At 50.9% G+C, this 26720-nt stretch carries 19 protein-coding genes and 1 tRNA gene; 10 read left to right on the forward strand and 10 right to left on the reverse strand.

Annotated elements, in window-relative coordinates:
• Window positions 1–228: 228 nt before the first annotated feature.
• From actP to acs, 3 genes are all read right to left on the reverse strand, one after another.
• Window positions 229–1881 (reverse strand): cation/acetate symporter ActP, encoded by a 1653-nt coding sequence (gene actP / locus AC1RKC_RS23455; protein ID WP_048762781.1) that lies wholly within the window; start codon window positions 1879–1881, stop codon window positions 229–231.
• Complete coding sequence (locus tag AC1RKC_RS23460; protein WP_493092780.1) at window positions 1878–2189, reverse strand: DUF485 domain-containing protein; 312 nt, start codon at window positions 2187–2189, stop codon at window positions 1878–1880. The genes actP and AC1RKC_RS23460 overlap by 4 nt, the downstream gene beginning before the upstream one ends.
• A gap of 92 nt (window positions 2190–2281) precedes the next feature.
• Window positions 2282–4240 carry an acetate--CoA ligase gene (gene acs, locus AC1RKC_RS23465; protein WP_174573627.1) on the reverse strand — a complete coding sequence of 653 codons (1959 nt, stop codon included), beginning with the start codon at window positions 4238–4240 and terminating at the stop codon, window positions 2282–2284.
• Between the two features lie 833 nt (window positions 4241–5073).
• On the opposite strand from acs, the gene gltP reads away from it, so the two are divergent.
• Window positions 5074–6390: a glutamate/aspartate:proton symporter GltP gene (gene gltP, locus AC1RKC_RS23470; protein WP_493092779.1), complete on the forward strand. Its 1317-nt coding sequence runs from the start codon at window positions 5074–5076 to the stop codon at window positions 6388–6390.
• Between the two features lie 71 nt (window positions 6391–6461).
• Here gltP and actS read toward each other — a convergent pair whose 3' ends face one another.
• Window positions 6462–7211 (reverse strand): amidase activator ActS, encoded by a 750-nt coding sequence (actS, locus tag AC1RKC_RS23475; RefSeq protein WP_041414127.1) that lies wholly within the window; start codon window positions 7209–7211, stop codon window positions 6462–6464.
• Between the two features lie 219 nt (window positions 7212–7430).
• On the opposite strand from actS, the gene AC1RKC_RS23480 reads away from it, so the two are divergent.
• The 6 genes from AC1RKC_RS23480 (at window position 7431) to AC1RKC_RS23505 (ending at window position 13144) form a co-directional block, all read left to right on the forward strand.
• Window positions 7431–8054, forward strand: a complete 624-nt coding sequence (locus tag AC1RKC_RS23480) for a DUF2238 domain-containing protein (protein ID WP_174573629.1) — start codon at window positions 7431–7433, stop codon at window positions 8052–8054.
• 79 nt (window positions 8055–8133) lie between these two features.
• A complete protein-coding gene (locus tag AC1RKC_RS23485) occupies window positions 8134–8880 on the forward strand; it encodes a sulfite exporter TauE/SafE family protein (protein ID WP_115057997.1) in 747 nt (248 codons plus the stop codon).
• Window positions 8881–9410: 530 nt separating this feature from the next.
• Window positions 9411–9980 (forward strand): fimbrial protein, encoded by a 570-nt coding sequence (locus tag AC1RKC_RS23490; RefSeq protein ID WP_261440032.1) that lies wholly within the window; start codon window positions 9411–9413, stop codon window positions 9978–9980.
• Window positions 9981–9991: 11 nt separating this feature from the next.
• Window positions 9992–10519, forward strand: coding sequence for a fimbrial protein (locus tag AC1RKC_RS23495; RefSeq protein ID WP_261440033.1), 528 nt, complete (start codon window positions 9992–9994; stop codon window positions 10517–10519).
• A 69-nt stretch (window positions 10520–10588) separates the two neighbouring features.
• Complete coding sequence (locus tag AC1RKC_RS23500; protein ID WP_129941262.1) at window positions 10589–11605, forward strand: fimbrial protein; 1017 nt, start codon at window positions 10589–10591, stop codon at window positions 11603–11605.
• A gap of 645 nt (window positions 11606–12250) precedes the next feature.
• Entirely contained in the window at window positions 12251–13144 is an 894-nt protein-coding gene (locus tag AC1RKC_RS23505) for a fimbrial protein (RefSeq protein WP_493138077.1), read from the forward strand.
• Between the two features lie 130 nt (window positions 13145–13274).
• Here AC1RKC_RS23505 and torD read toward each other — a convergent pair whose 3' ends face one another.
• Genes torD through torC form a run of 3 tightly spaced genes read right to left on the reverse strand, consistent with a single transcriptional unit; the run spans window position 13275 to window position 17639 of the window.
• On the reverse strand, window positions 13275–13916 hold the full coding sequence (gene torD / locus AC1RKC_RS23510) for a molecular chaperone TorD (RefSeq protein ID WP_493092777.1): 642 nt from the start codon (window positions 13914–13916) through the stop codon (window positions 13275–13277).
• 12 nt (window positions 13917–13928) lie between these two features.
• The gene (torA, locus tag AC1RKC_RS23515; RefSeq protein WP_493092776.1) at window positions 13929–16463 is read right to left on the reverse strand and encodes a trimethylamine-N-oxide reductase TorA; all 2535 of its coding nucleotides are present in this window, start codon (window positions 16461–16463) and stop codon (window positions 13929–13931) included.
• A gap of 12 nt (window positions 16464–16475) precedes the next feature.
• On the reverse strand, window positions 16476–17639 hold the full coding sequence (gene torC / locus AC1RKC_RS23520) for a pentaheme c-type cytochrome TorC (protein WP_020824872.1): 1164 nt from the start codon (window positions 17637–17639) through the stop codon (window positions 16476–16478).
• A 134-nt stretch (window positions 17640–17773) separates the two neighbouring features.
• On the opposite strand from torC, the gene torR reads away from it, so the two are divergent.
• Window positions 17774–18469, forward strand: a complete 696-nt coding sequence (torR, locus tag AC1RKC_RS23525; protein WP_041414129.1) for a two-component system response regulator TorR — start codon at window positions 17774–17776, stop codon at window positions 18467–18469.
• Here the strand turns inward: torR and torT are convergent.
• A complete protein-coding gene (gene torT, locus AC1RKC_RS23530) occupies window positions 18380–19498 on the reverse strand; it encodes a TMAO reductase system periplasmic protein TorT (RefSeq protein ID WP_434682214.1) in 1119 nt (372 codons plus the stop codon). The two genes, torR and torT, sit on opposite strands and share 90 nt — an antisense overlap.
• An 81-nt stretch (window positions 19499–19579) precedes the next feature.
• Between torT and torS the strand changes: the two genes are divergently transcribed.
• Together torS and AC1RKC_RS23540 are read left to right on the forward strand one after the other, a co-directional pair.
• Complete coding sequence (gene torS / locus AC1RKC_RS23535) at window positions 19580–22321, forward strand: TMAO reductase system sensor histidine kinase/response regulator TorS (RefSeq protein WP_493092774.1); 2742 nt, start codon at window positions 19580–19582, stop codon at window positions 22319–22321.
• A 603-nt stretch (window positions 22322–22924) separates the two neighbouring features.
• Window positions 22925–24748 carry a WG repeat-containing protein gene (locus tag AC1RKC_RS23540; protein ID WP_493092773.1) on the forward strand — a complete coding sequence of 608 codons (1824 nt, stop codon included), beginning with the start codon at window positions 22925–22927 and terminating at the stop codon, window positions 24746–24748.
• Between the two features lie 1160 nt (window positions 24749–25908).
• Here AC1RKC_RS23540 and AC1RKC_RS23545 read toward each other — a convergent pair.
• Together AC1RKC_RS23545 and dicD are read right to left on the reverse strand one after the other, a co-directional pair.
• Window positions 25909–25984: transfer RNA gene (locus AC1RKC_RS23545), tRNA-Phe, on the reverse strand.
• A gap of 159 nt (window positions 25985–26143) precedes the next feature.
• Window positions 26144–26719 (reverse strand): division control transcriptional repressor DicD, encoded by a 576-nt coding sequence (gene dicD / locus AC1RKC_RS23550; protein ID WP_020824878.1) that lies wholly within the window; start codon window positions 26717–26719, stop codon window positions 26144–26146.
• Between the last annotated feature and the right edge of the window lies 1 nt (window position 26720).

The following is a 26720-nucleotide window of genomic DNA, read 5'->3' on the forward strand; positions in this document are numbered from 1 at the left end:
TCCCCATGCGAGAGTAGGACACTGCCAGGCATCAATTAAGCCAAGAGGCCATCCGCAAGGATGGCCTTTTTGCTATGCGCGAAAGAAAAAGGCGCAGCCAGGCTGGGTCTTGTATTCCTCGTCGTCAAATCCCTTTTGCAGCAACACCGTTAATCATCTTTATCCAAGAGAAAAGGCCCCAAAGGGCCTTTGATTAGGGTGTGTTTGCTTTTTTCACTTATTATTCGTTTAGTGCGAACTGCCCTGGGAGATCCCCAGCCCAGTTTGTGAACGTACAAATTGAGAACGGAAGCGCTCACGCTCTTGTTGCCCTGCCAAAGAGCTGTCGGTAACCGAGAATAGCCAGGTGCCAACGAACGCGACAATCATCGAGAACAGCGCCGGATATTCATACGGATAGATGGGTTTCTCGTGCCCCAAAATCTGCACCCAAATCGTCGGGCCGAGGATCATCAGGATCACCGCAGTGAGCAGACCTAACCATCCGCCGATCATGGCACCACGGGTTGTCAGACGTGACCAATACATCGAAAGAATAATAATCGGGAAGTTACAGCTGGCAGCGATAGAGAAAGCCAAGCCGACCATAAAGGCGATATTCTGTTTCTCAAACAAAATCCCCAGAGCTATCGCCACGATACCCAGGATCACCACGGTAATCTTGGAGACGCGCAGTTCGTCACGCTCAGTCGCTTTGCCATTCTTAATCACGCTGGCGTACAAATCGTGAGATACCGCTGAAGCACCCGCCAACGTCAGGCCCGCCACTACGGCCAAAATGGTGGCAAAGGCGACAGCAGAGATAAAGCCGAGGAAGAAGTTGCCGCCCACGGCGTTGGCTAAATGCACCGCCGCCATATTGGTACCGCCCAGCAGCGCCCCGGTGGCATCTTTGAACGCCGGGTTAGGGCTGACCAACAAGATGGCGCCGAAGCCGATAATAAAGGTCAGGATATAGAAGTAACCGATAAAACCGGTGGCGTAGAACACGCTCTTGCGGGCCTCTTTAGCGTCGCTCACGGTAAAGAAACGCATCAGAATATGTGGCAGACCAGCGGTACCGAACATCAGTGCCAACCCCAGGGAGAGCGCAGAAATAGGGTCGGAGACCAAACCGCCTGGGCTCATGATGGCGAGGCCTTTTGGATGTACCTTCACAGCTTCGGCAAACAGGGTGTTGAAGTCGAAATTGACCGATTTCATCACCATCAACGCCATAAAGCTGGCGCCGGCCAGTAACAGAACCGCCTTGATAATCTGCACCCAGGTGGTGGCTAACATCCCGCCGAACAAGACGTACAGCACCATCAGAATGCCGACCAGAATGACCGCCACGTGGTAATTGAGGCCGAACAGCAGCTGAATCAGCTTGCCGGCACCGACCATTTGGGCAATCAGATACAGTGCGACCACCACCAGAGAGCCACAGGCGGAGAGCGTACGGATTGGCTTTTGTTTTAACCGGTAGGAAGCCACGTCGGCAAAGGTGTAACGGCCCAGGTTACGCAGGCGTTCTGCAATCAGGAACAAAATGATCGGCCAACCGATCAGGAAACCGATGGAGTAAATCAGTCCGTCATAGCCGGAGGTATACACCAGGGCAGAAATACCCAGGAAAGAGGCCGCCGACATAAAATCGCCGGCAATCGCCAGACCGTTCTGCAGACCGGTAATTTTCCCGCCGGCGGTGTAATAGTCCTGACGTGAGCGAGTGCGTTTTGAGGCCCAATAGGTGATATACAGCGTGGCGCCGACAAACAGGATGAACATGACGATGGCCTGAATGTTCAACGGTTGGCGCTTCACTTCACCGCCAATGGCATCGGCAAAGGCCAGGCCCGGTAGCATCATCAGAGCGGCGGCGGACAGTAAACGCTTCATTTCTTCACCTCACGCAGGATTTCTGCAGTCAGGCGATCGAATTCGCCGTTGGCGCGGAATACGTAGATCCCGGTGAGCACAAAAGAGATCACGATCAGGCCAACGCCTACAGGGATCCCGCGGGTAATAGTAGATCCTTCAGCGATCGGGGTGCCCAACCACTGAGGATAGAAGGCGATCAATAAAATAAAGCCAACGTAGAGCGCCAGTGTAATCAGCGACAGCAGCCAGGCAAATCGGCTGCGTTTTCGCACCAGCTCTATAAAGCGCGGGTTTTCCTCAATCCCTTGATAAATGGTGTCATTCATCAGAGTATCTCCAGTAGGTATTGAACGAATACGCCGCGCTTGAAGCCGATCATTGGGTTATCTTCCCGCCGATCGGCCAGAGGCGGCGTAAATTATGACGGCACTTTCATTGATTGTTTTTCTTCCAACAGCTTGTCGACTACGGCCGGATCCGCCAGCGTTGAGGTATCCCCCAGGTTGCTGGTATCGCCGGCGGCAATTTTGCGCAAGATACGACGCATGATCTTGCCGGAGCGCGTTTTGGGCAGGGAATCTGTCCAGTGCAGCACGTCCGGGGTAGCGATCGGCCCTATTTCTTTACGTACCCAGTTGCGGACTTCGGTATAAAGCTCAGGCGAAGGTTCCTCGCCGTGATTGAGCGTGATATAGGCGTAAATTGCCTGGCCTTTAATGTTATGCGGAATGCCGACTACCGCCGCTTCGGCGATTTTCGGGTGAGAGACCAGGGCGGATTCGATTTCGGCGGTGCCCAGACGGTGGCCGGACACGTTCAGTACGTCGTCGACGCGGCCAGTGATCCAGTAGTATCCGTCTTCGTCACGGCGCGCGCCGTCACCGCTGAAATACATGCCTTTAAAGGTGGAGAAGTAGGTTTGCTCGAAGCGATCGTGATCGCCGAACAGGGTTCGCGCCTGGCCAGGCCAGGAGTCGGTGATCACCAGATTGCCTTCGCAGGCACCTTCTTGCGGCGTGCCGACATTATCGACCAGCGCTGGCTGTACGCCGAAGAACGGACGCGTTGCCGAGCCGGCTTTCAGCTCGGTAGCGCCCGGTAGTGGGGTGATCATAAAGCCGCCGGTTTCGGTCTGCCACCAGGTGTCTACGATGGGGCATTTGCCGTTGCCGATTTTATTGTAATACCACTCCCAGGCTTCCGGGTTGATTGGCTCACCCACCGATCCCATGATACGCAGCGAGTCGCGTTTGGTGCCTTCGATCGCTTTGTCGCCTTCAGCCATCAGGGCACGAATGGCGGTGGGCGCGGTGTACAGAATATTGACCTGATGCTTGTCGATCACCTGTGACAGACGGTTGACGCCAGGGTAGTTCGGCACACCTTCAAACATCAGGGTAATGGCGCCACAGGCCAGTGGGCCGTACAGCAGATAGCTGTGGCCGGTGACCCAACCGACGTCGGCGGTACACCAGTACACGTCGCCATCGTGGTAGTCGAACACGTACTTAAAGGTCAGGGCGGCATAAACCAGGTAGCCGCCTGTGGTGTGCAGCACACCCTTGGGTTTGCCGGTTGAACCTGAGGTATAAAGGATAAACAACGGATCTTCCGCATTCATCTCTTCCGGCGGGCAGTCGGCTGAGACGCCTTCGGTCAGCTCATGCCACCACAGATCGCGGCCTTCCTGCCAGTAGCCCGGTTTGCCGGTGCGCTGGAACACCACAACGTTGGCGACGCTTTTCACTCCAGGATTCTTCAGCGCATCATCGACGTTTTTCTTCAAGGGTACGGCACGTCCGGCACGCAGGCCTTCGTCAGCGGTAATAACCAGTTTTGAGTTGGAATCGATAATGCGTCCGGCGACTGCTTCCGGTGAGAAACCGCCAAAGATGACCGAATGCACGGCCCCGATGCGGGCGCAGGCCAGCATGGCCACCGCGGCTTCCGGTACCATCGGCATATAGATAGCCACGACGTCGCCTTTTTTAACGCCCAGCTTTTTCAGCACGTTGGCGAACTGGCAGACATCGTGGTGCAGTTGTTTGTAGGTCACTTTTTTTGACTGGGTGGGATCGTCACCTTCCCAGATGATGGCGGTTTGGTCACCACGTTCGGCCAGGTGGCGATCGAGGCAGTTGGCCGCCAGGTTCAGGGTACCGTCTTCAAACCAGCGAATGCTGATATGGCCTGGATCAAACGAGGTGTTTTTTACCCGGCTATAAGGCTTTATCCAGTCGAGAATTTTCCCCTGCTCGTCCCAGAACGTTTCTGGGTCTTGCACAGATTGTTGATAATATTGTTGATATTGTGTCGGACTGATCAGGGCGTGTTCTGCAATTGCAGAAGGAATAGCGTGTTTATGCACTTGGCTCATAGCTTTTCTCCTTGAAGTTGTTAATGATATGTCAACTGAAGGTTAAGTATAGTTTGCTCCGATTCTTTGTTTCTTTTTTGCGCGGCAGATCACGCAACGAAGATATTGATTTGTAATAGTTCTGCCCTATTTGTGTGAGGCATCTATCTGCTTGGCAGGAAAAAATGGTCAAATACCAAGTTTTCACCAGAAAACGCTATCTAAAGAACCAAAAAGAATAACCAATCCGCACATATGTCCGCCTTTTATCACTATTAGATAATGTAAAACACGGTGGTTAAAAATCTCATTTAAATCTTTTCGGAACATCGCCGGCCTTTAATATTCTATGTCGATATTAATAGCGGAGCTGTCAGTCGACCTTGCTAATAAGAGAAATACATAGGAAGTATCCCAATAAATAGATGGGTTAATGCATTCATCGATGCCTTTTTATTTTCATTTCTAAAACTTTATTTTAACAAAATAAAAACATCGACATCGGACTAAATATGCAAGATTAACGAAAATAAACGCACTTTTACGCGGTTTGAAAAGCAAAGTCTCTGGCTCTTAAGTCGTGCTCATCGCATAAAATTATGCTTTTAATAACAATAAATTATGCGTGATTAAATTAAATACTGAATTCATTGTTGATTATATTTTACACAAAGCGTAGGTAAAACAAGGCTTGCAGAGCATGCCTTTCAGATGGTACAGATTTAAATAGCGTCGCACTAAGGGCAGGTGAACGCTGCTTTGTCATCAACATAAGCCTGTATTAAATGATTAAGTATTCTTTTCGGTATATGGCCTTAAATATGCAGAAAAGAGTCTTTGAGGACTTTTTGGGTATGAAAAGTGTAAAAATCAGTCTTGCGTGGCAGATTCTTATTGCGTTAGCGCTGGGTATTATCGTTGGAGCGGTGCTTCATAATCAGACAGAATCAAGAGAGTGGTTAGTCAGTAATATTCTTAGTCCGGCGGGAGATATATTCATTCGCCTGATTAAGATGATTGTCGTGCCGATCGTTATATCTACACTGGTTGTCGGTATCGCCGGGGTAGGGGATGCGAAGAAGTTGGGTCAGCTCGGATTGAAAACCATTATTTACTTCGAAGTGATCACCACTATCGCCATCGTGGTGGGGCTGACGCTAGCTAATGTTTTTCAACCCGGTCACGGCATCGACATGTCGACGCTGACCGCGGTCGATATCTCGCAGTATGAAAAAACCACGGAGCAAGTACAAACGGGTTCGCATAGCCTGGTTGCCACTATCCTGTCGCTGATCCCGTCGAACATCTTCGCTTCGATGGCGAAGGGCGACATGCTGCCGATTATCTTCTTCTCGGTACTCTTTGGTCTTGGCCTGTCGTCATTGCCGAAAGAAACCAAAGAGCCTTTGTTGAAGGTGTTTAAAGCCGTTTCCGAAAGCATGTTCAAAGTCACTCATATGATCATGCGCTATGCACCGATCGGGGTATTTGGTCTGATTTCAGTGACGGTCGCCAACTTCGGCTTCGCCTCGTTGTTGCCTTTGGCCAAATTGGTAGCGCTGGTTTACTTCGCGATCGCCTTTTTCGCTTTGGTGGTGCTGGGTGCCGTTGCCCGCATCTGCAATCTGCGTATATGGACGTTGATTCGTATTTTGAAGGATGAACTGATCCTGGCCTTCTCCACAGCCAGTTCAGAAACGGTACTGCCGCGCATCATTGAAAAAATGGAAGTCTACGGCGCACCGAAGGCGATCACCAGTTTTGTGGTGCCGACGGGTTATTCCTTTAATCTGGACGGCTCGACGCTGTATCAGAGCATCGCCGCCATCTTTATTGCGCAGTTGTACGGTATTGAGCTGTCTCTGGGGCAGGAGATTGTCCTGGTGGTGACGCTGATGCTGACCTCTAAGGGCATTGCCGGCGTGCCGGGCGTTTCCTTTGTGGTGCTGTTGGCGACGCTGGGCAGCGTCGGGATCCCGTTGGAAGGTCTGGCGTTTATCGCCGGGGTTGACCGTATTCTGGATATGGCGCGTACCGCGCTGAACGTGGTGGGTAATGCGTTAGCGGTACTGGTGGTTGCGAAATGGGAGCACCAGTTCGACAGCAAAAAGGCGCGGGCTTACGAACAAGCGTTCTTGTCCGGCAAGGTAAAGCAGGTCAACGAGTCTTAACGGCTATTGCGCTTGCTTATGAAAAAACCCGCCTTGTGCGGGTTTTTTTTCGTTCATTTTCCACAGAGGAATTAACAGGAAGGTGCGGAACCTTGCGGTGGCAAGAAGCGCAGCGGATCCAGAGCGGTAGCGCGATAGCGTATTTGGAAGTGCAGCATGACCTTATCGGTACCTGTGCTGCCCATGGTGGCGATTTTTTGCCCGGCTTTCACTTCTTGCGCGTTGCGCACCAGCAGGGTGTTGTTATGCGCGTAGGCGCTGATGTACTCGTCATTGTGTTTGATCATAATCAGGTTGCCGTAGCCCCGCAGCTGGTTCCCCACGTACACCACTCGCCCTTTGGCTGCGGCAAATACCGGCTGCCCGCGGTTACCGGCGATATCAATGCCTTTATTGCCACCGTCAGCGGTAGAATACTTGCTGACGATATTGCCCTGAGTTGGCCAACGCCAGCATTTGATGCTGCTGCGGATCGGTGGCGCAACGGCTGCAAGTTGGCCTGTAGATTTCGTTTTACGCGTTTTACCTTTCTGCGCCGTCGTATTATTCAATGCCAACTTTTGGCCAATCTCGAGATTGTAAGGTTTGGGGATCTTGTTGCGTCGCGCCAGCTCGCTGACTTCGCTATTAGTGATCCAGGCAATATAGAACAGAGTATCACCGCGTTTAACGGTATAGGTGCTGCCGCTATAGCTGCCTCTGGCCAGGCTATCGTAATCGCGGTCATAGGTGTTGGACTTTTTCCCTGAACCACAGCCCATCAACCCAAGACAGACTATGCACACGGCAATCAGCCGCCATACAGCGAATGTGCTTCCCATACTCAAATGTCGTCCTTAAACGTCGTCGCTCTTATTAGTTATGCAGCCAGGCCGAGCCTGTGCGGCGGCATAGTGATCTTCGTATAGTAACATCAACGGCTATGTGGTCAAAAACGCTGCCTGGCAACACCAAGGCGCGTCGCAGAACAGTGTCTGCCTTACAGCTTTTTTTATGAGATATAATAAACCAATAATTTTCACAGCCTTGGTAACTTCGCCATGCTCATCTTCTCCGCCCGATATTTATTACCAACAGCCGCGTTATTGCTGATTGCATTGCTGATTTACAGCGGTGTTAACCCTTATGATCGAGTGACCTGGCTGATGGAAGTCATGCCGGTTGTGGTAGCGCTGATAGTATTGTGGCTGACCCGGCGTCGTTATCCGCTCACTCCATTGTTGTATCAGCTGATTTTTCTCCACGCGTTAATTTTGATTTTTGGTGGCATGTATAGCTATGCGCGCGTGCCTGCCGGGTTTTATGTGCAGGAATGGCTGGGGTTGGGGCGTAACCCGTACGACAAGCTCGGGCACTTTTTCCAGGGGCTGGTTCCAGCGCTGGTGGCGCGGGAAATCCTGTTGCGTGGGGGCTATGTCCAGGGCCGGAAAATGTTGGGTTTCGTGGTGTGCTGCATTGCGTTGGCTATCAGCGCGGTTTATGAACTGATCGAATGGTGGGCCGCATTGGCGTTGGGACAAGGCGCTGATGAGTTTCTGGGAACACAGGGCGACCCATGGGATACCCAGTCTGACATGTTCTGTGCCCTGTTGGGGGCGGCATGTGGACTGTTGCTGTTCGGCCGTCGACAGGATCGGCAACTTGCTGGTTTAAGCGCGAAATAGCGTTCCTCCGTTTATCAACTAAAGTATTAGGTTTTAGCCTGCAGCTCGCTTCAGGGTAATGGAGTAGGCGGAAATAGATATGCAAGAAACCTTAACGCTCTCAAGCTATCTGGTACTGGCCGCCACCTTGCTGGTGGCCTATGTCATTTTCGGCATTGCCGGTTTTGGCTCGGCGTTGGTCGCCAGTCCGGTGATGGCGCTTTATATTCCGGTAGCGAAAATTGTTCCTTTGCTGGCGCTGCTGGACATGTGCGCGGCCATTGTTAACGTCAGCCGTGATGGCCGCAATGCACAATGGGCAGAATTAAAACGGCTGATCCCGGTGATGATTATCGGCAGCCTTGTGGGCGCGGCGATCCTGCTGAAAACCCGGCCGGATATTCTCTTGTTGGCGTTGGGTATTTTTGTGGTGCTCTATGCTCTCTATTCGCTCAGCGGTTTAAAACCCGATCGGCAATTTTCGCCCAAGGCTTCGGTGCCTTTTGGCCTGGTGGGCGGGATTTTCAGCGCATTATTCGGCAGTGGCGGCTTTATCTATGCCATCTATCTCAGCGGTCGCATTGAGAAGAAAGAGGCTTTCCGGATGACTCAAACCACACTTATCGGCATGAGTACGCTGACGCGGGTGGTTATTTTCACCTTTGCCGGTGTTTATCTGGACATTGATTTATTGCTACTGGCATTGGTGCTGCTGCCGGGGATGTTGGTGGGGATTACCCTGGGGCGTCATTTCACTTTGAAAATGTCACGTGAGCAATTCATGAAGCTAATCAATGTGATTTTGTTAGCCTCGGGTACCGTGCTGATGGTTAAGTACTTCAGTTGACATGCTGCCGGGGCGAGTGGCGACCGATCCCGCCTGCCATGTGGGCATTTTGCTCTGATTTTAGAGGATTAATTCAAATTTATAGGCTTTGTGTTCCAGGTTAGCGCTACCCTCGCTTAACTTAGCGTTTTCCTCTTGTTTAGATTAACTCTGCGATGCAAGGCGTCGCAATATTAATTTATTTCTTTTATTGCAGGTTTATTCGTGTGAATTGACGCCATTATGAATAATTTTCTTTTTTCGCGGTTATCTGTGATGTAATATTTTCTGGTGATTTTGAGTAGGGGTAGGGTTTTTATTTAAGTGAATGGGTGTGTGCGATTTTTTATTTTTTCGATAAATCACCTTTCTAATGATTCTTTAAGAGGTGTGTTCTTTCTTTTTTCATGATTTCTCATCCTGTCTTTCGTTAAATACCTATTTAAAATATACGAAACAATTCAACTATTGAATTTATGAGGGCGATTATTTTTTTCCCCTTTATCGGGTTGCGAGCGCGATGGTTCACTGATGACTAAGGATGGAGCTTCATGAATAAACAGGCAATGTGGGAGAGGATATGGTCGGCTGAATGCATGTCCAAATGTACCCGAGCCTTGCACCTGACCTTGGGGGGAGCGCTGCTGGTAGCCTGCGGTCTGTTTTTCTCCCCGCCGACGTTGGCCAAAATGGATGCGACCGACGTCAAAATCAATATCACCGGAACCGTGGTCGCCAATGGCCGCTGTAATTTCGCGGGTGGCAGCCCGATAACTGTGGAATACGGCGATGTATTTATCAGCGAAATTGTCGGCGACAAATATCGCCAACCATTGAATTACAACATCTCTTGTTCCGGAGATGCCGGTGGTAAAACCATCCAATTGCAACTGGACGGCTCCGGTGCGGATTTTGACGGCACCTTGTTAAGTACCAATGCGAAAGGCTTGGGTATCAAACTGCTACGGGACAACAACCCGATGGTGCCGGGACGTTGGTATGACCTTAACCCCTCTTCACCACCAAAGCTGGAAGGGGTTCTGGTGAAGCAAGGTGGTGCCGAATTTAATAACGGTCAGGAGTTCAGTGCCTCTGCCACCCTCAAGGTAGCTTACAACTAAGGATGCCTGGGATGACAACCAAACGATTACCGATTAGCGGCAAAATGTCCGCACTTTCTATGGCGGTGGTACTCCTCTTGAACAGCGCGATTATGACCGCGGCGAAGGCGGCCCAAACAGGCGACAGTAAACGAGTGAACTTTCACGGCACATTAAAGAAGAAGCCTTGCCATATCGCCAACGATCAGAACATTGACGTGTACTTCGAAAAAGTAGGGGTCAAGCGGGTGGATGGCCAACGCTATATGCAGCCGGTGCCCTATACCCTGAGCTGCGATGAGGTTGACCCATCCTGGATGTTAATGCTGTCAGTGCGGGGGATACCCACGGGGTTTGAGGACACCGCGCTGCAGACCAATGCGAATGGGCTGGGGATCCGTATCTTACAGGACGGCAAACCGATGCAGATTAATAAACCGATTGCCATTAGCTACGGCAGCCCGCCGATGCTGCAGGCAGTACCGGTACAGCAGAGTGGGGTGAGGTTGTCGGAGCAGAATTTCAGCGCTACGGCCACCCTGATGGCGGAGTATCAGTGAGAGACGGTTTTGAAAGTATCACACTGGCTGGCAAGGGATTCTTAAAGTGTAGCAGGCAGGTAATCAATTATGATCACAGCACAGGCAGAGAAAAGCATTGTCCATGGTATGCAACCCGCTTTCCGGTACGGGCGGAAATTATCTCCATTTGTAGGTTTTTTGGTTTGCATTTTGTGGAGTGGTAGCACGAGTGCATTTACCTGTTTTGGACCTGCTGGGCAATTAGGGTGGTCTGGTGGGGTTTCGAATATCAACGTGATAGTCGGGCCTAAACTTCATGAAGGGAAAAATACGATTGTTAATTTGGATGGGCAAGTTGCATGTCAAAATGATGTGCGCGATCCAAATTGGATCGATTATTTATGGGTAGACCCGGGCAAAGTCTCGTTAAACCCGGCCATTTTTAATGATCTAGCTGGTGGGATTACAGTATATGGTCGGGATTACGCCTTACCGACACCTGAGATAAAAATTTTTGAGCAAATAGGATGGTTAGGCGCAGGTGTAACAAGGAAAGCAGTACCTGTTTCAATGTACTTCAACTTAAAAAGCGCTGGTTCGCAGTTGTATATCAAAAAAGGTGATTATCTTGGAGAGATAGGCTTGATTCAAGGACAAAATCAAAACTCAAATAGAGTACGTTATATCTGGCGCCTTTATGCATTGAATCAGATAGAAATTAACACCTCAAGCTGCTCTGTGAGCACCGGCGATCCCATCAATATCAGCTTTGGTGAGGTGGAACGTATGGATTTGAAAGTGTCCGGGACTGGAAACAACACAATAAAGAGATCTTTCGGTATTTCATGTACCGGCTCCGTTCCCGTGAACTTTAATATACGGATGAATTCTTCTCCGGCTACGTGGAACGGCGATGCGGTTCAGACCAGCAATAGCAATGTAGGTGTAGTCGTCCTTTGGGGAACGAATGTTATGACTAATGGCAGCACCCAGAGTTTAAGAGTCAATGGCAGTGCGACTACTACACTGAGTTTTACCCCGGTACGTCCAGCAAGTATATTACCAGAAAAAATATCTACAGGTGCTTTCACTGCTTCAGCTACCTTGATTTTATCCCAGCAATAATTTATATCATTGCGATATACCATCGTTTTAATTTTTAAATACCAAATAATTTCTATAAAAAAGGCCCGCAAGGGTTTTTTTTATAGGAACATCTGTCTACATATTCTTATGAATATGGTGTGTCAAACCTTACTCATCCCCGCTGATTAAAACTCGAAAAATTTCATCCTATATAGGTGCGATGACTTTCGTCAATGCTTTAAATGTATCACAGCAAAGTTCTCTAAGTTCGCCACGTTGCTGATTGTTAATTTAACTTGCGAGTTGTTACGATCTTAACTGTGGCTAATGCTGCTTGATGTGGCATTATCATCTTTGTTTTTAATGTATTGCGACGATAATAGTCGCAATATAAGAATGTATCTATCCTTGCAGGTCTATTAATTTGAATAGCTTTCAATGTGGGTAATTTTCTTTTGTTATCTTTATCTGCAATGTAGTATTCATAAGTGATATGGGTAGTTTGGCAATGGCTCTTGTTTTTATTTTCATTAAATTGATTTGATACGTCGTGTAGGTGAGGGTTCTGTATGCGTATTTAATAGATAACTATAAATTTTTACCCATATCGAGAACACCGTCGTTTGCAGTGTGTGGACTGGAACTAAGGGAAATAAGCTAACAATGAATACATGGAGAACGGTCATGTTGGGCTGCGCTGTCGCGTCGCTAATCATCCTATGCAGTTTTTATGTAAATGCGAGCCCATTGCTTGCACGCTGTACTGGCCCAGGTGGATATTGCAGCGCCGGTAGTGATGTCATTATTACCTATAACAATGGTGGTAACCTTTTAATAAACAAAAATCGGCGCTTTCCTGTCGTCCCTTCAATGGTTGTTGTTGGTTACTGTAATAAAAGTTCCGGCGGGCTGGCTGGTCATTGTGATTATATGAAAAGTACGGATATCGGAAGCAATATGGTAGACGGTAGCCACCCGTGGATAGAAACAGTTTCTATGGCTACTGGGACATTTCGTATGCCAGCCGTCACGGTGCCTGACCTAGGATACGGATATTGTGTGAGCGCGTGGGTCCGTCGCTCAGCAGGAACAGGAGATGCGCTCTCTTGGGGAGATAACTATTACTCTAACACTGATTACGCACTCTGTTCCGGAGATGCTCCCCCGCCTCCGCCGCCTAATCTTTGTTATGTTAATAGCGGAAACCCGGTTGAGGTAGCATTTGGCAATGTGGAGCGGATGGATATAGGCACTTCGCCTGGGGGCGCTTATGACAGACAAAAAGCCTTAACCGTAAATTGTATGGGGACAGGCACTCATGGCATCAACGTCAGGCTTAATATGTCGCCGACTAACTGGTCGTCGTCGCAGATTGCTACAAGCAACGGTGCTCTGGGCGTGAGTGTATCGGCAGATGGCAAGACACTGAGTAATAATGACAGTTTTAACCTGTCGGTTAACGGCAGCACCACTTCAACGCTGACATTCTCACTGCTGCGCGATCCCAACAAAACGGCGGCCGAGATTGCCACCGGTGCATTTAATGCGTCAGCATCGCTGATTGTGACGGAACCTTAGAAAGATTTAGGGTGGATATGATAAGGCGCTAACTGCGCCCGATTAAGAAAAGCAGCATCTGTGAAACGTCTTTCTGGCCGATGACGGCGGTGGCGCGGTTGGCCCTCAATGATGAGGGCCGGGTCGTGATTTACTGCATAGGCGTGCTGGCATCAAGGCGCATTAGTGCGAGCAGTAAGCCGCTGAGCGCGGCATAGAAACCAAAGTTATCGTTACTGCTGCAGCGTTGAGTAAACTCCGGCAGCCAACTCATGCAATGCACTAATGCTTCGCTACGTAGCTCTAGTAGCTCCCTGCGTTCATCCTCAGCTTCTGTTAACGCGAAATTAAGGTGACTTAACAGTTCAACAGCCAGAGCTAAATGGTCTTCCGGTTCGCCAAAGGAACTCGCCACCGCCATGCCCGATTGTGCCAACAGCGCTTTCATTTGCGCGCTGGGTTCCTGCTTAAAACGCGAAGATTCCAACTGATAACAAGAGGAAAAGGGTAACGCAGCGGATTTCTCCGTCATTAAGAACAGCCCGGCAAAGTCGGCGGCCAGTTCCAACCGGGCATCGGGCCGCTGCTGCAGAGTTTGGACTGCCTGTTTGAACTGGACTACCGGTGTCGTAAGCGCCGGGATGGGTTCAAGTACCGCCAACCAAGCAACCAGCTCAGGGCTGGTCAGTTCTGCAATCTGCACGTCGCTCAGCTCGCGGGCGAAACTGCCGGATAGCCAGGCATAGAGGCATGCGTAATGCGGGCTTTCCAACCCTGGAACCTGATCTTGCATAGAGCCTTCTCCTTACTGCGGCATGTTTGCTGGCGTCATCGATACATAGTCGCATCGAGCGACCATTTCGAACGGGCCATCAAACGCGGTAACGGGTTCGATTTTGCCATTAAAGCGTTCAATCTCAACGAGGGCCGTATGGGCGCTGGTCGCCTGAGCCAGTTCGGATGAGCCGATGTCCAACGTCAACACGTTTGGATTACCGTATTTGCACAGTGTGCCTGCCACGCCACCGCGTTCAGGATCGTACCAGGCACCTTCATGGATGCGGATCACGCCCGGCGAATAGCGATCTGAAACTACAGCGCCGGCTAAAACCTGGCCACGTGCGTTAAATACTCGTACAACATCGCCATTATTGATGCCGCGAGCAATAGCGTCCTGTGGGCTGATAAATACCGGCTCCTTGCCCGCGACGCTGTACTGCGCACGCAAGGTTTCAGATTCACACAGCTGTGAGTGCAGTCGGAAATCGGGATGCACCGACTGCAAATGCAGTGGATAGCTCGCTGAAAGCGGTCCGCCGTGTGAGCGTTCTGCTTTTTCAAACCACATTGGGTAACCTTTGCAATTCTTATAATTCATATCGGCAATGCTCTTTGAGTAAATCTCGATCAGGCCGCTTGGGGTACCTAAAGGCTCCAGGTCTGGATCTTGACGAAACGCTTGGTGACGCACGAACATTTCGGGATGATGGAACTCGACGTAGCCGTCACCATCCCAAAATTCATCGAATGCAGGCAAAGCCACACCGCGTCCTTTGCCCTGGCGTGCGCCGTCCTGGTAGATACGTTTGATCCACCCCATTTCATCCAGGCCTTCGGTGAAATCACGTTCGCGATCGAACAGTTTGCAAAGTTCGCGCAGGATATCGAAGTCATTACGTGCCTCAAATTGCGGCGGTACCAGCTGTTTCATCGCGATAATGCCGCGATTGGAGTGGTTGCCAAACTGATCGAGATCGTTGCGTTCGAATTGCGTGGTGGCTGGCAGAACGATATCGGCAAAACGACAGGTTGAGGTCCACTGATTATCGATAGAAATGACGGTTTCCAGCTTCTGCCAGCCGGCAATCATCCGGTTAACCTGCTGGTGGCGATGGAACGGGTTGGTACCTGCAAATACGCACATTTTCAGCATTGGCAGCTTGACGCGTTTGCCATTCCAATCGATCTCCTTGCCCGGGTCTAGCATGGCATCGATAAAGCGCGCGATCGGAATGGTACTGCTGTAACCTTTGAAATCCCCTTTGGCATAGCGTGCCGGTGTGTTGGTGGATCCCGAGAAACCGCTCAGGATCACTCCTTTACGGCTTGGTGTGCCTGCGCCGTTGTAGTGCCAACCAAAACCGAACCCGCCGCCAGGTAAGCCTATTTGGCCAAGCATCGCCGCCACCACTACCGTCATCCATGCCCATTGTTCACCGTGTTGCATGCGTTGCACACACCAGCCTGCAATGATTTGCGTACGGTTGGCTGCCATTTGGCGAGCCAGTGCCCGGATGATTTCGGCATCAATACCACACAGCGCCGATGCCCATTTGGCATCTTTGGGCTGGCTGTCCGTTTGGCCCAACAAGTAAGGGAGAAACTGATCGAAGCCAACGCAATAGGTTTTGAGGAAGTGGGCATCATGCAGATTCTCGCTGTACAGTGTGTGCGCCAGCGCTAATTGCAAGGGCACATCCGTTTGCGGGTTTATTGCTATATGCTGCACATGTTCGCGACCTAAAAACTCATGGGTAGATGACACCACAGGGTCAATGCTGACGACGTTGATTTCACCTTTGGCCGCCTTGGCCTTTAGCTCGGCGTAATATTCATAGACATCATGATCTGGGCACCACCAGTTGGCCTGCTGATTTTTGACCAGATCCGAGCCCCAGAGCACCAGCGTTTTGCTGTTTTTCAGCACCAACGGCCAGGAGGTTTGCTGTTCATACACTTCCATTGATCCCACGACCCGCGGCAAAATCACCTGAGCGGCACCGGTTGAATAGTCACCGCCGGTACCGACAGAATCCCCGTGCAGGGCCAGCGCACGTGCCAGCATGCCGGCGGCATTGTGGAACATGCCGGTCGATTGCCAACCGGTGCCGGATAACAAAGCCGACGGGCCGTAGGTTTTTTGCACCCGCTCAAGCTCTTGATAGAACAGGTTCAGTGCTTCATCCCAACTTACCCGCACAAAGCGGTTATCGCCGCGCTGGGTGGTATCACTCAAATGGCGTTTGCGCAGCCAGTCAATTCTCACCATCGGGTAACGGATGCGTGCTGTGCCATGAACGTGATCGGGCAGGCCCGCAATCATTTTTGAGGGATATTTATCCATTTCAAAGGGTTTGGCGGCGATAAACCGCCCGTCCATCACGGTGGCACGGATAGCCCCCCAGTGGGAGCCGGTCAGTATGCCTTCTTGCAGGCCACCCTGGGCCAGTGCGTTTTTGGGCACTAACAGCGAAGGACCAATCATGCCAATGGCCGTTAATCCGCCAAGCTGAGCCAGAAAGCGACGGCGGGACAAGCTGATATTCTGTGATGATTTCATGTGCATTCTCCCTTAGTGTTTCTGGTCTGCGCCGCCGGTATCGGAAGCATTCATCTGCAAATACTTCAGCAAGGTGCGTTCTTCGCGCTTATCAAGGCTGGTAAAGCCCACCATGCCGTTCAGCGTTCCGATCCAACCGTTGGCATCAAAGTGCGCAATGTCAGGAGCACCGTGGCACTGGTTACAGGTGCCGGTGTACAGCGCGCTGGTGTAGGCCCAGATAGGCTTGATATCGTTGACCAGATCGCCTTTTTGTACCCATGCGGTAGTTTGCAATTTGCTCCATTCCGCACCGGTGGCGGCTACCGTGGTTTTTTCAAGCGTTTGGGCGTGTTTTTGCACTTCATCACGAATGGACGACACAAAAATGCGTTTGCCAGGCAGCAGCGACAGTACGCGTTGGCGCCCCTCGGTTTCTGTCCAACCCACGATTTGCACTTCGAGCCAATCGCCGTCACGTTTTAAGACCTTAACTTCTGAGGCCGGCAGCAGTGAGCCAGCCGGTTCTTTATCGCCTTTGGCCGCGTAGATAGGTTTCATGTCCAACGTATACAGCGTGTTGCCGTCGCTGTTTTCGTCGGCGCGCAGGCGCATATCTTCAAACTGTTTGCGGAAACCGCTACTCATGTCCGGTAGTTGGTGAGCAATCCCCTTGTGACAATCAACGCAAGACTGATTGTCTTTCGCTGCGATGCTCATCTGTTTGGCCGCTTCCGGGTGCTGCTTGCTGTGCTCCATGGCCTCGTAGTTATGGCAGGAACGGCAGCCGACGGAGTTGTTGTCTTTCATGCGCTTCCATTCGCGCTTGGCCAGCTCGGCACGTTTCGCTTCGAATTTTTCCGGCGTATCGATCGAATGAGCAATAAAGTTTTGATAGAGATCGTTGGCCGCTTCCAATTTGCGCCACAGCATGCCCGGAACATCCGGTGGGATATGGCAGTCACGGCATTCTGCGCGTACGCCAGACGCATTTTTAAAGTGAACGGACTGTTTATATTCTTGATATACCGGCTGCATCGCATGACAACTGACGCAAAATTCCGTATTGCTGGTCAGCTTAATGCCAGCGTGCGGCACGATGATGATGGCCAATCCGAGAATACAACCGATCCCTAACAGTGCCAGCACTGACCACTTGGCACTGGGCCGTGTCAGTTTTCGCCAAAGTTTGCTCATAAATAAACCTTCTCGTTATTATGGGTACTCCTTTAGTAGGATATTGAGTAAATATGAACGGGGTCACGGGTCTGGATGAATGGAATAAGTCAGAATATGAATGGATATGAACAGACTGGGGCGGGAGTGAAATCATGAGCCATCACATTGTTATCGTTGAGGACGATCCGGTTACGCAAGCGCGCTTACGTGATTATTTTGTTCATGAGGGCTATCAGGTTTCTGTGGCTGAAAGTGGCGCGGGGCTGAAGGAAATTATGCTGCTTCAGCCGGTGGATTTGGTGCTGCTGGATATCAACCTGCCCAATGAAAATGGTTTGTTGTTGACACGAGCCCTGCGTGAACGTTCAAACGTCGGCATTATTCTCGTTACTGGGCGTTGCGATCAGATTGATCGGATTGTAGGGCTGGAGATGGGAGCGGATGACTATGTGACCAAACCACTGGAGTTGCGTGAGCTGGTGGTGCGGGTTAAAAACCTTCTGTGGCGCATCGATCTTGCCAAAATGCCTGCCAGGCAGGGGCAGCAGGAGAACTGCTATCTGTTCGCCGGGTATTGCCTTAATCCTTCCCGGCATACGCTGGAGTGTGAGGGGGAGCAAATTCGCCTGACTCGGGCTGAATATGAAATGCTGTTGGCCTTTATCACCAACCCGGGCACGGTATTGAGCCGTGAGCGGCTGTTACGGATGTTGTCATCCCAGCGGGTGGAACAGCCGGATCTCCGTACCGTGGATGTCCTAATTCGCAGATTGAGAAACAAACTGAGTCACGAACTCTTTGTCACTCGGCACGGGGAGGGTTACTTCCTGGCGGCCGAGGTCAGCTGACGGAAACAGGTACACCGGACGAAAACCCAGGGGAGAAAGGGACAACTTTACCTTCTCTGGGGTGATATTCGCCGGCGTCAGCAGCAGGATTTGCGGGCTGATATTATTTTCCACGCTTTGTTGCTGCAAAACTCTGATGGCTTGATCGATAGCCAGCTCACCCTGAAGCACCATCTGGTCACTGACCGCCATGATTATTCTGTTTCGTTTAAGTCCCCGATACACCTGATGTGACAGATAAAAAGAGACAATCCCCAAGGGATGAGGGCGATTGCGCGCCTCCCCCATGGCCACTTGCGCGGCGATGGCGTTCCCCGCGACCAGATTGATTTCAGGGTGTTTTTCCAACATGTCCTGCAACAAATTACGTTGGATCTCTACGTCATTATCGCCATAAACCACATCGACGATCTGTATCGAACTGCCTTCAACTGCGGTGCGAAACCCGTCGATCATTTCCTGGCTACCGCCTGCATCTTTTGGCCCAGGCATTAGCAGCACGTTGAGTGAAGGGTGAGGGGGATGATCGATCAGGTATCGGCCGGGTTGGTAACCCATTTGAAACCAGGGTACGCCCACCCGGGAGCGGGTAGTCGCAAAGTTCAGCTCATTCACTACGGCAATCACCGGCGTGTCGCCAACGGAAGCCGCCAGATCGGGGAATTGAGCCAGGCTGCTGCCAAGCAAAATCGCATCGGCCTGCCATTGGCGACAGAGCGTTAATTGCTCGCGCTGGGCTTCAAGCTGCGAATACCCGCCGGCTTCAAATATCTTCAGCGTCACATTGGTGCGTTGGGCTTCCTGCACCATGCCGTAGTTGATGGAGAGCCAGTAAGCGTCTTTCAGACTGGGATAGAGGGCGCACAGTTTCCAACGACGTTCCGCCTGCAATACTGGCGTGGCGGCAGCTGGCTCAGATTGACGCTCGTTTAGCCAGCGCACCAGAGGGGCCGGTGAGACCGCCAATGCCGAACAGGTTATCGTGCCGCAGAAAAACGATACAAGAAAACGGAAAATCGCGTTGCGCATAATAGCCTCATAATTAATAAGCCTTTATGCTAGAGGTTTCGTCACTGATAAAACAACTTTAATTTCATCATCAGGATACCTATGGGGCACCCTTCGTTAACACGGCGACTTTGGTTGGCTTTTTTGCTGATGGCAGGGTTAGCGTTGATCAGTTCGTTGATAGGCTGGTTGGGCTTTCGCTTTATTGGCGAAGTCGAACAAAACAATACCCGGTCAGTGATCCCAACGATGAATATAGCTCGTCAACTCAGCGAGGCCAGTGCTTACGAATTGTTTTCCGCTCAAAGCCTGACGAATGCCGATACGCACGCAGATTGGATCGAGCAAGGGAAAATGCTCACGGTACAAAGTTTGCGTATCAGCCGGCTCTTGGAACGTTTACGCAGTCAAGGATTTGATACGGCGGCGATAGAACAACAGGAGTCCGACATTACACACAGTTTAGGCCTGCAGGGCGAATTGGTGGGCCGGCGCCTGGCATTGCGCAAGCAGCAACGCGATCTTTCCCGTGAAATTATGGATGCGGCGGCCCGCATTGCCGAGTTGGCCAAAGGGCAGTTAAACAATGCCGCAACGGCCGCAGGCGTCACGCAGGCAGGGATTTACGATTTGATTGAGCAGCATCGCAATCATGCCGCAGAGCAGGCATTGGATCGCCTGATTGATATCGATTTTGAATACCAAAACCAAATGGCGGAGCTGCGGCTCAATGCAATACAAATTGAGCATCTGATTTTGCTGCTGGAGAAGGAGCTGGCCGAGCGTGCGCCAGCAGAATTAATCTCCCGTATCGGCAACTACGTTCGTATTCTCCAGCGCAGGCAGGAGCGAGTCGAAGATCCCCTTACAAGCGAAAAGATAGCGCGTGAATTACAGACTCTGACACGTTATCAACAGCTTGCGGCACTGTATCAGCGGGAAAGGGATATCCGCGCGCAGCTTCAGGCATTGTCACAAAACAACCTGGATATGTTTACTCGTTTCAGTACCGAAATCAGTCGTCAGGTCGGTGATATTGAACGGCGCAATAGTCAGGCGTTAGAGACCCTTCGACAGGCTCGAGAAACGGGTAAGTTCTGGCTGATTATCTTGAGTTTTTTTTCGTTGGTGGCACTGTCGCTAATTTTGTGGCGCGTGGTTTGGCATTCGGTGACGTTGCCATTGGCGAAGCAAACCGCAGCTTTGCAAAGGTTATTGGAGGGCGATCTCAACTCTCCCTTCCCCGCAACATCCGGCGTGCGTGAATTAAATACCATGGGGCAGTTGATGGAGGCTTTCCGCGCAAATGCCGACGCCCTACAAAATCAGCGGCAATATCTTGCGGCACAAGTTGAATTACGTACGGCCGAATTGGAAGCAATGGTGGTAGAGCACCATCAGGCTCGTGCTGAGGCGGAAAAGGCCAACCGGGCTAAGTCGGCCTTTTTGGCCGCAATGAGCCATGAAATTCGAACCCCGTTGCACGGTATTCTGGGCACGGCTCAGCTGTTGTCGGAACAGCCGCTGTCGCTAAAGAACCTTTCCTACGTACAGGCGATCAATGACTCCGGTGAGAGTCTATTGGCGATCCTCAACGATATTCTGGATTATTCAGCGCTAGAGGCGGGTAAGGGCAGCGTGACGCTCAACGACGAGGCATTCGACCCACGTCAGTTACTGGCGAGTATCATGAGGTTAATCTCCGGGCGGGTACGTCATCGTGAGATTACATTGGCTCTCACTTGTGCTGACGAATTGCCGCAATGGCTGAAGGGTGATCCGCGGCGTATTCGCCAAATTGTGATGAATTTGCTGGCTAACGCCCTGCGTTTCACCGATCAAGGCCGGGTGGATATTCGCTGCCATATTGATGGGCCGCGCTGGCAAATTGACGTTGCAGATACGGGGTGTGGCATTGCCGGTGAAGCACTGGCACAGATTTTCAAACCCTTTGTACAGCTGACGGCCAAGCGCGGTGGCACCGGGCTGGGATTGGCGATCAGCCGGGGGCTGGCGGAGGCACTGCAAGGCAGCTTAAGCGTCAACAGCACGCCGGGAAGCGGCAGTTGCTTTTCACTGAATCTGCCGCTGGTTGTTGCAGCCACACCAATACAGCATCGGGCAGAAGAACGAACGGATCTTTCGGGTTACCGTCTGCTGCTGGTGGAAGATAACCTGGTCACCCAGCGTATTACTGCCGAAATGTTGCTGTCTTGCCATGCCATGGTTGAGGTGGTTGGCGATGGCCAAAGCGCATTGAACCTATTGGCAGTTGATGGCGCATTCAGCGGTGTACTGGTGGATTTGGATCTGCCGGATATGGACGGTGTGACGCTCTCTGGGCTGATTGCTGCGTTGCAGCCACAGTTACCCCTTATTGGTTTCAGCGCCCATGTTGCCGACGAAATGTTAAGGCTCCGCGTCGGCGAAATATTCTGCGGATTGATACAAAAGCCTATCGCCTGTGCAGCATTAAGCCGACTGATTGAGCACTATTTAACAGCAGAAAAACGCCCGATACGGCTCGCTCCCAGTTTGGATTTCGTTCAGCTAACGCAGGATATGGCGGTGTTCGGTAAAGAGAAAATCAGCGAGTGGCGAGACTTGTTCGTAGAACATGCCTTGTTATGGGTTACTGAGCTTGAACAGGCCAGCGAAGCGGGCGATGAGCGCAAGGTTGCGCATTTGGCACATAAACTAAAAAGCAGCTGTGCCAGTTTGGGCCTGCAGCGTGCGGTTGAGGCCTGTTCCGAGCTGGAGCAGACACCGGATAAATTGATTCCGCTGCGGCAAATCCTCACGGAGGAATTGCAGCAGCTTTCGGCCTGGATCGATGCGCAATAAGGTCGTGCCTTATCCCAGAAAGCAAAAAATCCAGCTATAGGCAGTTTTTTAAAAGAGGGGGCATGATTATACGTTATCAAGTTTGAGTAATAATCTGTACTGGCTAGCTGAAGGTTCAACTTTCGGCCAGACTTCTATTCCATACCAGATATCTGCACGGGGTCGCCAGCGGCAGGGTTTCGAGGGGGCTGGATAATATAAAGGATTCACAGCACTTGCTATCATGTTATTGATAATTTACAGCATCTGTAATTAAAAGACGATTAAATCGGTGTTTTGCTGCCAATGTGATCCTCGATAGCTATTTGTGCTAACCGATTTTGATAAAAAGAATGTTTTTAAGTGGAATAATTGTTGTAAGCATATGAATCACAAATTAATTTATTGGATTTAAAAACGTAATGTATTAGGTTCGTTTAGTCGATGACAAGGTGTTTTTTGATCCGCATACCTGCGGACGGTTTATCCACAAAAAATGTTGCGCATCCAGAAGCTTGAACGGCGGTTTAAATAATTAATAAATAATCGGTTAGCCATTTACAGTGGGTTCATCGTTTTTATCGTAAGTTTCATACTGCCCCAGAATAAGGCACTAAAGAGTGAATGTCCGATAGCTATCATAATATTTTATCTCATTTCGGATTTCCCCACTATCTATTGTTTTTGAGCTGGTTTATTAATAACAATCAGGCTGAAAATTATGAATGTTCATTACGCCTTTTCCCCAGGCGAACTGAATTATCCACGTTAATACTTTATAAGGACTATTTCAACGACATGTATCGTCACCTTTCCCCCCGTTTGTTATTTGTTGCCAGCCTGGCTGTGCTGCTCAGTGCCTGCTACTCCGATGGCGAGTCAGCCGGTCAAATGCAACAACCGAAAGTCCCTGCCCCGCAACCATTTAACAGCGCCATATGTGTCAACGACAGTTGTGCCGTGATAGACCAGACTGCTGCGTTGGTGGTGCCATTTAATAGCGATCAGTACGACGCATACGCCTCATTCCCCATGAACGACACCATGCTGCTGCAACAAGGCAACACATGGCAGTTGGCCGACGTCAAGGCTAAGACGCCGATCAAGACGCTGGGTGAGAACATATATGACCTTGCACCCGGTTACTTCGCCTTCACCCATGACGGCAAGGTCGGGGCCATGGACTATCACGGCAACGAAGTGCAGCCCGCGCGTTACGACGATATGTTTTCCGTCCGCGACGGCCAGTACATTGGTTATGAGTTGAACGGCAAGAATGGCATCCTCGATGTTCACGGCAAGCACCTCACCGATGCGATCTATGACTCCTTGACTTTACGCCAGGATTTCTCCAAACGTGGAGGTCTCGTCATAGGCACGCGTGGAAACCAGAACTGGATCATTAACCTCAAAGACGGTTCGCAGAAAAAGGCCGATTACAGTGAAATAGGCGAGATGCGGGACGGCCATATGGTAGTGACTTCGCCCGATTTCAAGAGCAAAGGGCTTATCGATGCTAGCGGTACACTCACTATACCTGCCAAGTACAACTGGTTAGGTATACCCAGCGAAGGCCTTGTGAGCTTTCGCGAAAAGTACGACAGCTCCTGCGGTTACATGGATTACACCGGCAAGATAGTGATCGAGCCACGCTTTGCCGACTGTATGCCTTTCAGCAAGAAAGGTGCGTTCGCCAAGGCCAGCGGGGGTGTCAACCGGGACAACTCCAAGTATGGCGTGATCGATCGTAGCGGCGCATGGATGATGCAACCCACCTATGACTATGCGCAGGAGGCAGGCCTCGGCACGTTGGGCATGATCAACTACGTACCGGGCTATGCCTCTGTGTTCAAGAAAGAGTCGACGTTCTCGTACACCGCTGGCATCTATGACCTGAACAACGGTCGCGAGTTGGTGCCCACTACCTACAAGCAGGTGGGCGTGCTTACGCCGGATCGTTTCGTGTTCAGCCGCGTTGATACACCGATGATCACCGTGACCATGTTGGGTCAGAACGAATTGATTCCCGCCGTAGGTGTAATGGATGCCGCTGGTAAAGTGCTGGCTAAGCCGGAGCACTTCATAAATATCAAACTCGATGAGAGCGGCCACTACTTGCGCGCGATTGACGGCCTGGACAAGAAGAGTCACGTAGCACTATTGAATCTGGATGGTAAGCAGTTGATTGCCCCTGAGTGGCAGGAACTCGTCATCGACAAAGATCGCAATGTTGTATTTGGGTACGACCAAGTGGGTGAAGGCGACAACGCCGTGAGCATGCTGCGTGCTGCCTACGACCTTCAGGGTAGGCCACTATTCGCTATCAAGCATACCCATTGTGGCGCGGAACAATTGGTAGCCGGCAACGGTAAAGTGATCTGGCCAGTCGATCCTACACCTTATTGCCCGGTGGAGGAAACACAGGCCCAGGCTTCGAAGGGCGACTGAGTCCACGCGAGGTCGCTCTGCGTGGGGGCATGGCGGTACTGGCGCCGGGCAACATCGATTGTTCAACCGGCGCCAACTTAAACGCTCACGGGGATTTACAAAACTCGTTTTTAAATTGGTCAGAATTAAAATAATTTATGGTTGATTTTTCGTGCTTTCTCGCGACTTTCAAACATTTATTTCGGCGTTGAGATAAAAACTGAAAGTGTGTGTATCCATTGTCCCGAGCTCTCCAAGTCGCAGTCACGAAACTTCAACCTTTTGATCTATCAGTTCAAATGATGGTATTTCCATATTATTAACTCGGTGGACTACCAAAATAGTGTTGATGAGGTTTGCTGGTTTTTATTAAGTCGTGGGATCGAAAACAGGCGAATCATCTCCATTAAAGATCAGACATATCACTCCCGTGGCTAAGATTAGTGAACCAGGTTCCTTGTGCCATACCGAGTACATACTCAAAAATCTGGATAAAGCATCAATTCCGGAAATTCGTTTTAAAGTATCGCGACACATGGTTGATATTGCCCCTAAGACAAGCCGCTTTAGCAACTTCCGCTCTTGGCACATGCAACGGTCATAGTTTTCTTTAGGTGCAGGAGATGTGTCAATGCACGCACATACTGTTTACCCGAAGTGGGTGCGACTATGCAAATAAAGCTCAGGTAAATGCAGAAGATGGCCTGGCCAGATTCACTTGTTTCACATATCTGAAAGGGAGAGATGAAGCGTGTTTCCTAAGGCCGGACAAAGATCGGATGCAGCCTGTCTTGATGAATTTACCCTAAATATATACATCATGATGGGAATAATGGTTATTGGCAGTTTATAGCCGACCAGCTAAAGCCATAGAGACCGCAGGGGGAGGGGCACTAAAGAGAAATGCTCAGGCTGGATGGAAGAAGCAGGGTAGTGACTTCAGCGATCAACGCGACCAGAGATCTATCGAAACCCCAGAAAGCAAAAAAACCGCCATAGGCGAGTTCTTCTAAAGATGGTGCCCGGACCCGGACCCGGACAACCGCCGCTTGCGCCGGATTGAACAACGCTTTAGCGTTGGCCCGCAGGGTGAGGCCTCTGGCCGAATAATCGAACGTGTTCGATGAAGAGTCTCACTCCAGAAAAGCAAAAACCCAGCCATTGGCTGGGTTCTCTAAATATGGTGCCCGGACTCGGAATCGAACCAAGGACACGGGGATTTTCAATCCCCTGCTCTACCGACTGAGCTATCCGGGCAACGCGCAGCATTAAACCGTATTGGCCGAAGTCAGTCAACGGCTTTGTGAACGAAATAAGGCAAAACGCGTCCGGTTGCTGGCTTTTCAGTCAAAGGGAGCAAAAAAAGCGCGAGATGGGCGTAAAGTACCGTGGTTGCGCTCGCCGCCACGGTGTCATTCAGCTTAATGCGCCATTTCTGCGGCACTGAGCGACCTGCAAGATGTCTTCAGCCAAGCGCTTGGCAACGGATACGTCCTGGAGCTGACGTTTTATCAGCAGTTTGCTGAGGCAGCCCTCTTGGATCAGTTCCATCTGCTGCGCCACCATATCCGCATCGTCGGCGTCCATTTCTCGCAGCAGGTCGCGCGTCAGTTCCAGCGAAGTTAGCTTCTGCTGCTCGGCCAGCTGGTGGATAGGGTGATCCACTTCCGGGAAGAAGCTACAGGCGGCAATAAACAGGCAGCCGGGATAGCGATCGTGTTGTACGTACTCTGCCAGCACGTCGTAGCGTGCCAGCAATTTTTGCTGTGGGCTCAGGGCTTCGTCCAGCAGCAACTGACGACGCCAGGTGTCAATTTGCTGGCCGTGATAGCGCAGGCAGTCATACAGCAGCGCTTCGCGATCCGGCCAGAAGCGTTTAAGATCGCTCGGCTGTACGTCGAGTTTTTCTGCCAGCATTTCTAATGTGGTGGTTGCCAGGCCCTGTTGTTCCAACAGACCCAGTGCCGTATCAAGAACTTGTTCGCGTTGCACT

Source organism: Serratia sp. GW822-FHT06E05 (genome assembly GCF_058799445.1).